Source organism: Streptomyces sp. S.PB5 (assembly GCF_030403745.1).
GTDB lineage: Bacteria > Actinomycetota > Actinomycetes > Streptomycetales > Streptomycetaceae > Streptomyces.
In genome coordinates this window covers 59,061-71,304 of record NZ_JAQMWP010000009.1, presented here as the reverse complement: position 1 = coordinate 71,304, position 12,244 = coordinate 59,061, and the positions used below count along the sequence as shown (strand labels likewise).

Genomic DNA, 12,244 nt, shown 5'->3' with positions numbered 1-12,244 from the left:
TTCACGTCGAAAGCGAGCGAATCGCCGAGACCGAGTGAAGTCGATCGAAGAGGCAGGAACCCCCATGAAGCGGAACATCGTCATCGCCACCCTGACCGCCGCCGCCCTCGTCACCGGCGGAACCGTCGCGGCCTTCGCGGCAGGCGACGACGACACGACGCCCCAGGGCCGGACGAGCGCCGCCGCACAGGCCGTCGTGGACCGTGACGACACCGACGACGTGAACGACCGCAACGACGACGCCGACGACGTGAACGGCATCGACGACGACCGTACGACGGTCACCACCGGCGACATCACCGCCGCCCAGGCCATAGAGGCCGCCCTGAAGCACACCCCGGGCACCGCCGTCTCCGCCGACCTCGACGACGGCACCTGGGACGTGGACGTCATGAAGAGCGACGGCACCGAGTACAGCGTCAAGGTCGCCCCGGACACCGGCAAGGTCCTCGGCGCCCACCGCGACGACGACTCCGACGACGACAGCGAAGACCGCGCCGAGCCGGCCGCCCTGAAGAGCGCCGAGTTCGACGCCCACGAGATCGCCCTGGCGGCCGCCTCCAAGGGCACGGTCACCGAGATCGGCGCCGACGACGACAACGGCACCGTGGTCTGGTCCGTGGACACCGTGAAGGACAAGAAGACCTCCGAGTGGAAGGCCGCCCTGAACACGGGCAAGCTCACGGCGGACCACGACGACTGACAGCTCGGTAGACGACCGACCGCCCCTGGGGGACCGAGCCGCGCTCCGACGAGGACCGCGGGTCCCTGGGGGCGATCGATCCGAGAGCGGCCTGTCGCCTCCGGCGGCGAGCGTTCCTTCGGCGACCACCGACGCTCAACGGCGGCGATCCGACAGCACCCCCTCGCCCCACCGGCGACCGTCCCCGCACCAACGCCTGCCCGCGTCGGAGAGAGTCCCCGAAGCGCCCCAGGCAGCCGGGGCCCTCACAGCTCCGCCCCCTCGCCCCCGGCCGTGAGCGTTCCCTCAGCAATCGCCGACGCTCAACGGCGGCGATCCGACAGCACCCCTCACCCCACCGGCGATCACCCCCACAGCGACCGCCAGGACCCCCACACCGAACACCCCGCCCACGTCGGAGAGCGTCCCCGCAGTGCCCCAGGCAGCCGGGGTACCCCACGGCGGCCCCTCGCCCCGACGACCGACCCTCCCGACCGCCGGCCCGGCCTCCCTCCGCCGGGCCGGCGACACCCCCCACACGGCGGGCGCGGCTTCCCCGGCCGCGCCCGCCGAACACGTCGTACGACCGCCAGGGCCCCCTGCGCCTCGGCCCGACCACGCCACACGACGGCCACCGCGGCGATGACGGGCCGCCTGATGCGCCTCAGGACCGGGTGACCGTCCGTGTCTCCGCGGGCGCAGGAGCCGCGGCCTGCGGAGGTCGCCGGCGCCCCGGCGGTAGCGGAAGCCTCGGTGGCACCGGCGGGCGCGGATGCCCCGGGGAAGATCGCGTCGGCCCCGGAACCGGAAGAGACGTCTGAGCGAGGTCGGCCGGAGGCCTGGGCGCCTCAGCCTCCTCCGCGACGGGGCCGGAAGGAGATGCCTGAGGAGCCTCCTCGACCACCACTGCGACAGAACCGGAAGACGCGGGCACCCCCGCCGCCCCGCCCCCTCCATCGTCGTAACGGATCGGAAGACCCCCGTCCCTCACCTCTCAGCCGGAGGCACGGTTCACGGCGAGCATCAGGGACAGCGGGACGGTGCCGGACGACAGCCTGCCGACGAGGGCGGCGGCGAAGGTGCGGGGGCAAGGGGAATGCGCAGCACGCGCGCGTGGGACGCGGACATGGCGGGTTCCTCGGAGGAGAGGCGGAAGAAGGGACACCCGGGAGCCGGGGGAGCGATGTGCTCGGTCTCGGCTCGGTGTGCGCTCCATGCCTGCGAGAGGAACATGTGGATCGACGTATCCGCGGCGCACGGGAGTCGATCGGGGCGCCGCCTCAGCCCTGCGTCAGCCCCGTCACCAGTTCGTCCGCCGCCCGGTACGGGTCCAGTTCACCGGCGACGATCCGCTCCGCGAGGGCGTCCAGGCGGCGGTCCCCGTGGAGGTCGCCGATGCGCTCGCGCAGGGCCGTGACGGCGATCGTCTCCACCTCGCGGGCGGCGCGGGCGCGGCGGCGCTCGGCGAGGACGCCGCGCTCCTCCATCCACGCGCGGTGCTTCTCCAGGGCCTCGACGACCTCGTCGACGCCTTCCGCGCGCGCGGCGACCGTCTTCACGATCGGCGGGCGCCAGTCGCCGGGTCCGCGGGACTCGCCCAGGCCCAACATGTGGTTGAGCTCGCGGGCCGTGGCGTCGGCGCCGTCACGGTCGGCCTTGTTGACGACGTAGACGTCGCCGATCTCCAGGATTCCGGCCTTGGCCGCCTGGATGCCGTCGCCCATCCCCGGGGCGAGGAGGACGACCGAGGTGTCGGCCTGGGAGGCGATCTCCACTTCCGACTGACCGACGCCGACCGTCTCGACGAGGATCACGTCGCAGCCCGCCGCGTCCAGGACCCGGATCGCCTGCGGGGCCGCCCAGGCAAGGCCGCCGAGGTGGCCGCGGGTCGCCATCGAGCGGATGTACACGCCGGGGTCGGAGGCGTGGTCCGACATCCGCACCCGGTCGCCGAGCAGGGCGCCGCCCGAGAAGGGCGAGGACGGGTCGACGGCCAGGACGCCGACCCGCCTGCCCTGCTTGCGGTACGCGGTGACCAGCGCGGACGTGGACGTCGACTTGCCGACGCCCGGTGAGCCGGTCAGGCCGACGACGTACGCGTTGCCCGTGAGCGGGGCCAGCGCCGCCATGACCTCGCGGAGTTGCGGGGACGCCCCCTCCACCAGGGAGATCAGCCGGGCCACGGCCCGTGGCCTGCCCTCCCTCGCCTGGGCCACCAGAGAGGAGACGTCCTGCATCACAGCTCCGTTCGCAGAGAACCTGGACCGTTGAACTCGGAAAACCTACGGACCTCAGGCCTTGGGTACCCGCACGATGAGCGCGTCACCCTGACCGCCGCCGCCACACAGCGCGGCCGCGCCGACCCCGCCGCCGCGCCGCTTCAGCTCCAGCGCCAGGTGCAGCACCAGACGGGCGCCGGACATGCCGATCGGGTGCCCCAGGGCGATGGCACCGCCGTTGACGTTCACCGTTTCGGTGGACACGCCGAGGTCCTTCATTGACTGGACGGCGACGGCGGCGAAGGCCTCGTTGATCTCGATCAGGTCGAGGTCGGAGACCTCCAGGCCCTCCTTCTTCAGGGCGTGCAGGATGGCGTTGGACGGCTGGGACTGGAGGCTGTTGTCCGGCCCTGCCACGTTGCCGTGGGCGCCGATCTCGGCGAGCCAGTCCAGACCCAGCTCCTGCGCCTTGGCCTTGCTCATCACGACGACGGCGGCGGCGCCGTCGGAGATCTGCGAGGCGGAGCCGGCGGTGATGGTGCCGTCCCGGGTGAACGCCGGGCGGAGCTTGCCCAGCGACTCCGCGGTGGTCTCGGCGCGGATGCCCTCGTCCTTGCTGAAGACGACCGGCTCGCCCTTGCGCTGCGGGATCTCGACCGGGGTGATCTCGGCCTCGAAGATGCCGTTCTTCTGGGCGGCCGCGGCGCGCTGGTGGGAGAGGGCGGCGATCTCGTCCTGCTCGGGGCGCTGGATACCGAGGCGGGTGTTGTGCTTCTCCGTCGACTCGCCCATGGCGATGCCCTCGAAGGAGTCGGTCAGGCCGTCGTACGCCATGGCGTCGAGCATCTCGATGGCGCCGTACTTGAAGCCCTCGCGGGACTTCGGGAGCAGGTGGGGTGCGTTGGTCATGGACTCCTGGCCGCCGGCGACGATCACGTCGAACTCACCGGCGCGGATCAGCTGGTCGGCGAGCGCGATGGCGTCGAGGCCGGACAGACACACCTTGTTGACGGTGAGGGCCGGGACGTTCATCGGGATGCCGGCCTTGACCGCGGCCTGGCGGGCCGGGATCTGGCCCGCACCGGCCTGGAGGACCTGGCCCATGATCACGTACTGCACCTGGTCGCCGCCGATCCCCGCACGGTCGAGGGCGGCCTTGATCGCGAATCCGCCCAGATCCGCGCCGGAGAACGACTTGAGGGAGCCCAGCAGCCGACCCATGGGAGTACGGGCGCCCGCGACGATGACGGACGTCGTGCTGTTCGAACCAGACATGAGGTGCGATCCCCTTTCAGCTGCACAGCTGAGGAGTGAACGAGGGTTTACTTCGAATGTACTGAGTGGCACTCCGTGCCGTCACCGGGCCGTCGGTGTGATCGCTCGCACGTTGCGCTTCCGCGGCGGGAGCGCTGCACTGACAGCATGCTGACGCGAATCGACCACATCGGGATCGCCTGCCACGACCTCGACGCGACCGTCGAGTTCTACAAAGCCACTTACGGCTTCGAAGTGTTCCACTCCGAGATCAACGAGGAGCAGGGCGTACGGGAGGCCATGCTCAAGATCAACGACACGTCCGACGGTGGCGCCTCCTACCTGCAGCTCCTCGAACCCACCCGCGAGGACTCCACCGTCGCCAAGTGGCTGGCCAAGAACGGCGAGGGTGTGCACCACATCGCCTTCGGTACGGCAGACGTCGACGCCGACGCCGCCGACATCAAGGACAAGGGCGTACGCGTTCTGTACGAGGAGCCGCGACGCGGCTCCATGGGGTCACGGATCACCTTCCTGCACCCGAAGGATTGCCACGGCGTACTGACAGAACTGGTCACTTCGGCGCCTGTTGAGTCACCTGAGCACTGACCCGCGTACATATGGGCCGGTAGGGTTGGGGTCGGTCGCCGCTCCACCCAGGGCGACCGGGTCCTGTCTTTCGGCGGGACCACGCCGGGGTCCGGGTTTCGGGGGACGAGCGTCGGGGCTGCAGCCCATGCTCCGCCGTTGATCTGACACCATTCCCCGGGGGCCCCGTTCGGTGGATGGACGGAGCTCGTTTGGCCAGACATGCGACCAGGGGACGGATGGGACCGCGCAGTGCGGGGCTACGAACGCCAGGAGCGAGAGCCGGCGGCTGACGTCGACCACCTCTCTCGGTTCGAGGCCGAGATGGATCGGCTGAAGACCGAGCGGGAGAAGGCGATCCAGCACGCCGAGGACCTCGGCTACCAGGTCGAGGTGCTGCGCGCCAAGTTGCACGAGGCGCGTCGCACCATCATGTCCCGACCGTCCTATGACGGCGGCGACATCGGCTATCAGGCCGAACAGATGCTCCGCAACGCCCAGATCCAGGCCGACCAGCTGCGCCAGGACGCCGAGCGGGAGCTGAGCCAGGCCCGGGCGCAGACACAGCGCATCCTCCAGGAGCACGCCGAGAACGCGGCGCGGCTCCAGGCGGAGCTGCACCAGGAGGCGGTCACCCGCCGCCAGCAGCTGGACCAGGAGCTCGCCGAGCGCCGGCAGACCGTCGAGTCGCACGTCAACGAGAACGTGGCGTGGGCCGAGCAGCTGCGGTCCCGCAGCGAGGCGCAGGCCCGCCGGCTCCTGGAGGAGTCCCGCGCGGAGGCCGAGCAGGCCATGGCGGCCGCCCGTGCCGAGGCCGAGCGGGTCGCAGCCGAGGCCCGCCAGCGGCTCCAGAGCGAGGCCGAGTCGGCCCGTGCGGAGGCGGAGCAGCTGCTGCGCCGGGCCCGCACGGACGCCGAGCGGCTGCTGAACGCGGCGTCCACGCAGGCCCAGGAGGCCACCGACCACGCCGAGCAGCTGCGCACCTCGACCGCGACCGAGTCGGACACCGCCCGCCGTCAGGCGACCGAGCTGAGCCGCGCCGCCGAGCAGCGGAGGTCGGAGGCCGAGGAGGCGCTGCGCAAGGCGCAGGCCGAGGCGGAGAAGCTGGTCACCGAGGCGAAGGCGAACGCCGAGAAGGCCCTCGCGAGCGCCGAGTCGGCGAACGAACAGCGCATCCGGACCGCCAAGGAGCAGGTCGCCCGGCTGGTCAACGAGGCCAACCAGGAGGCCGAGACCACCAAGGCGGACGCCGAGCAGGTCGTCGCGGACGCCCGCGCGGAGGCCGAGAAGATCGTCGCCGAGGCCGCCGAGAAGGCCCGCACGATCACCGCCGAGGAGACCGCGTCCCAGCTGGGCAAGGCGGCCAAGACCGCCGAGGACGTCCTGAACAAGGCGTCCGAGGACGCCCGTAAGACCACCAAGGCGGCCGCCGAGGAGGCCGAGCGGATCCGTTCCGAGGCCGAGGCCGAGGCGGACCGGCTGCGGGCCGAGGCGCATGACATCGCCGAGCAGCTCAAGGGTTCGGCGAAGGACGACACCAAGGAGTACCGCGCCAAGACGGTCGAGCTGCAGGAGGAGGCCCGCCGGCTGCGCGGCGAGGCCGAGCAGCTGCGCGCCGACGCGGTCGCCGAGGGCGAGAAGATCCGCGCGGAGGCCCGCAAGGAGGCCGTCCAGCAGATCGAGGAGGCGGCCAAGACCGCCGAGGAGCTGCTGGCCAAGGCCAAGCAGGACGCGGACGAGCTGCGCCAGACGGCCACGACGGACAGCGAGCGGGTCCGCACCGAGGCCATCGAGCGCGCGACCACGCTGCGCCGGCAGGCCGAGGAGACCCTGGAGCGCACCCGCGCGGAGGCCGAGCGGCACCGCGCGGAGATCGTCGAGCAGTCCGAGGGCATCAAGGCGGACGCCGAGCGGGCCGCCCTGGAGCTGCGCGAGGAGACCGAGCGCGCCATAGAGGCCCGCCGCACCGAGGCCGCCGACGAGCTGACCCGGCTGCAGACCGAGGCCGAGGAGCGGCTCGCCGCCGCCGAGCAGGCGCTGACGGAGGCCCGTGAGGAGGCCGCGCGGATCCGCCGCGAGGCCGCCGAGGAGACCGACCGGCTGCGCAGCGAGGCCACCGAGCGGATCCGCACCCTGCAGCAGCAGGCCGAGGCGGAGGCCGAGCGGCTGCGCACCGAGGCCGCGGCCGACGCGTCCGCGTCCCGCGCGGAGGGCGAGGCCATCGCCGTACGGCTCCGTTCGGCGGCCGCGGCCGAGGCCGAGCAGCTGAAGGCGGAGGCCCAGGACACCGCCGACCGGGTGCGCGCGGAGGCGCAGGCCGCCGCCGAGCGGCTGGCGACGGAGGCGTCCGAGACGCTGGCGGCCGCGCAGGAGGAGGCCGTACGGCGTCGCCGGGAGGCCGAGGAGACCCTCGGTTCGGCCCGTCAGGAGGCCGACCAGGAGCGTGAGCGGGCCCGCGAGCAGAGCGATGAGCTGCTGGCCGCGGCGCGGGGCCGCGTGGAGGAGGCGCAGGCCGAGGCGCTGCGCCTGGTCGAGGAGGCGGACCGGCGCGCCACCGAGATGGTGTCGGCGGCCGAGCAGCACGCCCAGCAGGTACGGGACTCCGTGGCCGGGCTGCACGAGCAGGCCCAGGAGGAGATCACCGGGCTGCGCAGTGCCGCCGACCACGCGGCGGAGCGCACCCGGCGCGAGGCCCAGGAGGAGGCCGACCGCGTCCGCGCGGACGCCTACGCCGAGCGGGAGCGGGCCACCGAGGACGCCAACCGGGTCCGTCGGGAGGCGAGCGAGGAGACCGAGGCCGCCAAGGCGCTGGCCGAGCGGACCGTCACGGACGCGATCGCGGAGGCCGAGCGGCTGCGCTCGGAGACCGCCGAGCACGCCCAGCGGCTGCGCACCGAGGCCTCGGACGCCCTCGCCGAGGCCGACCAGGCCGCGGCCAGGACCCGGGCGGACGCCCGCGAGGACGCCAACCGGATCCGTTCGGACGCGGCTACGCAGGCGGACACCCTCATCACCGAGGCGCGCAACGAGGCGGAGCGGCTCACCACCGAGACGATCACGGACACCGACCGGCTGCGGCAGGACACGGTCGCCGAGGCGGAGCGGCTGCGCCAGGAGACCGCCGCGGAGGCCGAGCGGGTGCGGGCCGAGGCGATCGCCAAGGCCGAGAAGCTGATCGCGGACGCCACCGGGGACGCGGAGCGGCTGCGTGCCGAGGCCGCCGACACCGTCGGCTCCGCCCAGCAGCACGCCGAGCGGATCCGCACCGACTCCGAGCGGGTCAAGGCGGAGGCGGCGGCGGAGGCCGAGCGGCTCGTGGGCACCGCGCGCGAGGAGGCCGATCGCACCCTCGACGAGGCCCGCAAGGACGCCAATAAGCGGCGCCAGGACGTGGCCGAGCAGGTCGACACGCTCATCACGGAGACCACGGCCGAGGCCGACAAGCTGCTCACCGAGGCGCAGCAGCAGGCGCACAAGACGACCGCGGAGGCGGAGGCGCAGGCCGACACCATGGTGGGCGCCGCCCGCAAGGAGGCCGACCGGCTGGTCTCCGAGGCGACGGTCGAAGGCAACTCGCTGGTGGAGAAGTCCCGTACGGACGCGGACGAGCTGCTCGTCGGCGCCCGCCGGGACGCCACCGCCATAAGGGAGCGTGCCGAGGAGCTGCGCGACCGGATCACGACCGAGATCGAGGAGCTGCACGAGCGGGCCCGCCGCGAGGCCGCCGAGACGATGAAGTCGACCGGCGACCGCTGCGACGCGCTCATCAAGGCGTCCGAGGAGCAGCTCGCGAAGGCGCAGGCGAAGGCCAAGGAGCTGGTCTCGGAGGCCAACTCCGAGGCGGGCAAGGTCCGCATCGCCGCCGTGAAGAAGGCCGAGGGGCTTCTGAAGGAGGCCGAGCAGAAGAAGTCGGCGCTCATCAAGGAGGCCGAGGAGCTCAAGGCGGAGGCGATCCGCGAGGCCAGGCGCACGGTCGAGGAAGGAAAGCGCGAGCTGGAGATCCTGGTGCGCCGCCGCGAGGACATCAACGCCGAGATCTCCCGTGTCCAGGACGTCCTGGAGGCGTTGGAATCCTTTGAGGCCCCTGCGGCGGGCAAGGACGGCGGCGTCAAGGCCGGCGTCTCCGTCGGCGCCCCTCGTTCGGGTGGCAAGTCGTCAGACAGTTAGGCGACGGACAGCTGAACGACAGGTCGAATTCCGGTGTCGTCTGGGGCCTTTGACCAAGTTTTTGGCAAGCCGTCCCAGGGTTAGCCACTCAAAAGGGGTGTCATTCTCCAGATCAAACACGTATCCGCTCGATGACACACCGCTTCGGCCCCTAGGATTCCCCCTATCACCTCACCGGTCTCATTTGACAGGAACCCCATGAGCGACACTTCCCCCTACGGCTTCGAGCTTGTGCGGCGTGGGTACGACCGCGCTCAGGTGGACGAACGTATCTCCAAGCTCGTCTCCGACCGTGACAGCGCTCTCTCCCGCATCACCGCTCTGGAAAAGCGCATCGAGGAGCTCCACCTTGAGACGCAGAACGCCCAGGCTCAGGTCAGCGACGCCGAGCCGTCGTACGCCGGTCTCGGCGCGCGTGTCGAGAAGATCCTCCGCCTCGCCGAAGAGGAGGCCAAGGATCTGCGCGAGGAGGCCCGTCGCGCGGCCGAGCAGCACCGTGAGCTCGCCGAGTCGGCGGCCCAGCAGGTGCGCAACGACGCGGAGTCCTTCGCCGCCGAGCGCAAGTCCAAGGCCGAGGACGAAGGCGTCCGGATCGTAGAGAAGGCCAAGTCCGACGCGTCGCAGCTGCGCGCCGAGGCCCAGAAGGACGCGCAGTCCAAGCGCGAGGAGGCGGACGCCCTCTTCGAGGAGACCCGCGCCAAGGCCGCCCAGGCCGCCGCGGACTTCGAGACCAACCTGGCCAAGCGCCGCGAGCAGTCCGAGCGCGACCTCGCCTCGCGTCAGCAGAAGGCCGAGAAGCGTCTCGCGGAGATCGAGCACCGCGCGGAGCAGCTCCGCCTGGAGGCCGAGAAGCTGCGCACGGACGCCGAGCGCCGCGCCCGCCAGACGGTGGAGACGGCTCAGCGCCAGGCCGAGGACATCGTGGCCGACGCCAACGCCAAGGCCGACCGGATCCGTTCGGAATCCGAGCGCGAGCTGGCCGCTCTCACCAACCGCCGCGACAGCATCAACGCCCAGCTGACGAACGTGCGCGAGATGCTCGCCACGCTCACGGGCGCCGCGGTGGCCGCGGCCGGTTCGCCGGTCACGGACGACGAGCCGATCTCCCGTGGGGTTCCGGCTCAGCAGTCCCGGTAAGCAGTAGCGCGTCTCAAGGGCCCGTACCGTCTCCCCCGAAGGTGCGGGCCTTTGGCGTGCCGTGGACCAGTGGCAGGAGGACGTCGTCCACGATCTCGGCGGGCGCCTCGTCCGTCACCGGCGCCCGGCTCAGCGGGATCTCCTGTCGCAGCAGCTCCGCGGGCAGCGTGAGCACCCGCCGGGGAAGGCCGGCCGTCGGTGTCCGCGACCGCATCCCGCACGGCAGCACCACCGTCCGGATCGTGCAGCAGCTCGGCGGCTCCTTCGGCACCGCGGTCCGGCGTTCACTGTTCTTGCCGCTCTCGTCGGGCTCTGTTTGCCCGCACGAGTGGCAGCCGCCAGGCCCCCGTCTTAGCGTGGCCGCATGATCGAGCTCGAGGGCCTGACCAAGCGGTACGGCGAGAAAGTCGCGGTCAACAACCTGACCTTCACCGTCAGACCGGGCATCGTCACGGGCTTCCTCGGGCCCAACGGCGCCGGCAAGTCGACGACGATGCGGATGATGCTCGGGCTGGACCGGCCGACCGCCGGTGACGTGCGGATCGACGGACAGCACTACGACCGTCTGAAGGACCCCCTCAAGTACATCGGCGCCCTCCTCGACGCCAAGGCCATGCACGGCGGCCGCAGTGCCTTCAACCACCTCCTGTGTCTCGCACAGAGCAACGGCATCCCCCGCAAGCGGGTCGACGAGGTCCTCGACACCGTCGGACTGACCGCGGTGGCGAAGAAGAAGGCCAAGGGGTTCTCGCTCGGCATGGGGCAGCGGCTCGGCATCGCGGGCGCGCTGCTCGGCGATCCGCGGATCCTGATGTTCGACGAGCCGGTCAACGGGCTCGATCCCGAGGGCATCCACTGGATCCGCAATCTGATGAAGTCGCTGGCCGCGCAGGGCCGTACCGTCTTCGTCTCGTCCCACCTCATGAGCGAGATGGCGCTGACCGCCGACCACCTCGTCGTCATCGGACAGGGACGGCTGCTCGCCGACACGTCCATGGCCGAGTTCATCGAGCAGAACTCGCGGTCGTACGTCCGGATCCGCTCGCCCCAGCGCGAGCGGCTGCTCGATGTGCTGCACGGGGCCGGGATCACGGTCGTGGAGACCGGGAACGGCACGCTGGAGGTCGACGGCGGCAAGCCCGAGCACATCGGGGAGCTGGCGGCGCAGCACCAGATCGTGCTGCACGAGCTGAGCCCGCAGCAGGCTTCCCTGGAGGAGGCGTTCATGCAGCTGACCGCGGAGTCGGTCGAGTACCACGCACACGCCGAGACGCCCGTCGCCGCCGCGCCGAGGCAGCCGTGGGGCGCCGACTGGAAGGGGAACTGACCATGGCGGCGATCCAGGTCGTACGGTCCGAGTGGACCAAGATCCGGTCGGTGGCCTCCACGGTGTGGACGCTCTCCCTGGCCGTGGTCGTCACCATCGGGCTCGGGATCCTGATCTCGGCCCTGTCGAAGAACGAGTTCGACAAGATGAGCCGCAAGGACCAGCTCTCCTTCGACCCGACCTTCATCAGCTTCGCCGGGATGAGCCTCGGCCAGCTCGCGATGATCGTGTTCGGGGTGCTCGTGGTGTCGAACGAGTACAGCACCGGCATGATCCGCACCTCGCTGGCCGCCGTGCCGCAGCGCGGGACCTTCCTGTTCAGCAAGATCGCGGTGGCGGCCGGGCTCTGCCTGGTCGTCGGCCTGGCCACCAGCTTCGTCGCCTTCTTTCTCGGGCAGGCGATGCTCGGCGACCACCGCGCGGAGATCGGCGACCCGGGCGTGCTGCGCGCGGTCATCGGCGGCGGGCTCTACATGACCCTCATCGCCGTGTTCTCGATGGGCGTCGCCGTGACGCTGCGCTCGCCGATGCTGTCGCTGGGCATCCTGATGCCGTTCTTCTTCCTGATCTCCAACATCCTCGGCAACGTCTCCGCGACGAAGAAGATCGGCCGGTACCTGCCCGACCAGGCCGGGAGCAAGATCATGCAGGTGGTCACCCCGATCGACGACGACACCCCGTACGGGCCGTGGGGCGGGCTCGCCATCATGGTGCTCTGGGTCGTCCTGGCGCTCGCCGGGGGTTACGCCCTGCTGAAGGAGCGCGACGCCTGAGTCTTTGCTCGCTCTTGAGTGGAACCGTCAGCGCCCGGATAAGCTCCTAACCCTTACGGGGGCGTGCGCCCTGCTGTCCTGAACCTTTCGATGGGTG

General features: G+C 71.4%; 9 protein-coding genes. 6 read left to right on the top strand and 3 right to left on the bottom strand.

Annotated elements, in window-relative coordinates:
• Positions 1-64: 64 nt before the first annotated feature.
• Positions 65-703, top strand: coding sequence for a PepSY domain-containing protein (locus PH203_RS23925; RefSeq protein WP_289922537.1), 639 nt, complete (start codon positions 65-67; stop codon positions 701-703).
• Positions 704-1,962: 1,259 nt separating this feature from the next.
• Here PH203_RS23925 and meaB read toward each other — a convergent pair.
• Both meaB and PH203_RS23915 read right to left on the bottom strand, forming a co-directional pair.
• A complete protein-coding gene (gene meaB / locus PH203_RS23920; protein ID WP_289922536.1) occupies positions 1,963-2,919 on the bottom strand; it encodes a methylmalonyl Co-A mutase-associated GTPase MeaB in 957 nt (318 codons plus the stop codon).
• A gap of 54 nt (positions 2,920-2,973) precedes the next feature.
• Complete coding sequence (locus tag PH203_RS23915; RefSeq protein WP_289922535.1) at positions 2,974-4,176, bottom strand: acetyl-CoA C-acetyltransferase; 1,203 nt, start codon at positions 4,174-4,176, stop codon at positions 2,974-2,976.
• 147 nt (positions 4,177-4,323) lie between these two features.
• On the opposite strand from PH203_RS23915, the gene mce reads away from it, so the two are divergent.
• The 3 genes from mce to PH203_RS23900 all read left to right on the top strand — a co-directional run bounded on the left by mce (position 4,324) and on the right by PH203_RS23900 (position 10,047).
• Positions 4,324-4,764, top strand: a complete 441-nt coding sequence (gene mce / locus PH203_RS23910; protein ID WP_289922534.1) for a methylmalonyl-CoA epimerase — start codon at positions 4,324-4,326, stop codon at positions 4,762-4,764.
• Between the two features lie 231 nt (positions 4,765-4,995).
• Entirely contained in the window at positions 4,996-8,910 is a 3,915-nt protein-coding gene (scy, locus tag PH203_RS23905; protein ID WP_289922533.1) for a polarized growth protein Scy, read from the top strand.
• 198 nt (positions 8,911-9,108) lie between these two features.
• Positions 9,109-10,047, top strand: coding sequence for a cellulose-binding protein (locus PH203_RS23900; RefSeq protein ID WP_289922532.1), 939 nt, complete (start codon positions 9,109-9,111; stop codon positions 10,045-10,047).
• Between the two features lie 13 nt (positions 10,048-10,060).
• Here the strand turns inward: PH203_RS23900 and PH203_RS23895 are convergent, their stop codons facing one another.
• The gene (locus tag PH203_RS23895; protein ID WP_289922531.1) at positions 10,061-10,279 is read right to left on the bottom strand and encodes a hypothetical protein; all 219 of its coding nucleotides are present in this window, start codon (positions 10,277-10,279) and stop codon (positions 10,061-10,063) included.
• A gap of 132 nt (positions 10,280-10,411) precedes the next feature.
• Here PH203_RS23895 and PH203_RS23890 point away from each other — a divergent pair, with 132 nt between their 5' ends.
• Positions 10,412-11,374: an ABC transporter ATP-binding protein gene (locus PH203_RS23890; RefSeq protein ID WP_289922530.1), complete on the top strand. Its 963-nt coding sequence runs from the start codon at positions 10,412-10,414 to the stop codon at positions 11,372-11,374.
• A 2-nt stretch (positions 11,375-11,376) separates the two neighbouring features.
• Complete coding sequence (locus PH203_RS23885; protein ID WP_289922529.1) at positions 11,377-12,147, top strand: ABC transporter permease; 771 nt, start codon at positions 11,377-11,379, stop codon at positions 12,145-12,147.
• Positions 12,148-12,244: the final 97 nt, after the last annotated feature.

Excerpts from the sequence above, each read along its gene's own strand:
- PH203_RS23890 (WP_289922530.1), top strand. The coding sequence starts at position 10,412 with ATGATCGAGCTCGAGGGCCTGACCAAGCGGTACGGCGAGAAAGTCGCG.
- PH203_RS23915 (WP_289922535.1), bottom strand. The coding sequence starts at position 4,176 with ATGTCTGGTTCGAACAGCACGACGTCCGTCATCGTCGCGGGCGCCCGT.
- PH203_RS23885 (WP_289922529.1), top strand. The coding sequence starts at position 11,377 with ATGGCGGCGATCCAGGTCGTACGGTCCGAGTGGACCAAGATCCGGTCG.
- mce (WP_289922534.1), top strand. The coding sequence starts at position 4,324 with ATGCTGACGCGAATCGACCACATCGGGATCGCCTGCCACGACCTCGAC.
- PH203_RS23925 (WP_289922537.1), top strand. The coding sequence starts at position 65 with ATGAAGCGGAACATCGTCATCGCCACCCTGACCGCCGCCGCCCTCGTC.
- meaB (WP_289922536.1), bottom strand. The coding sequence starts at position 2,919 with ATGCAGGACGTCTCCTCTCTGGTGGCCCAGGCGAGGGAGGGCAGGCCA.
- PH203_RS23900 (WP_289922532.1), top strand. The coding sequence starts at position 9,109 with ATGAGCGACACTTCCCCCTACGGCTTCGAGCTTGTGCGGCGTGGGTAC.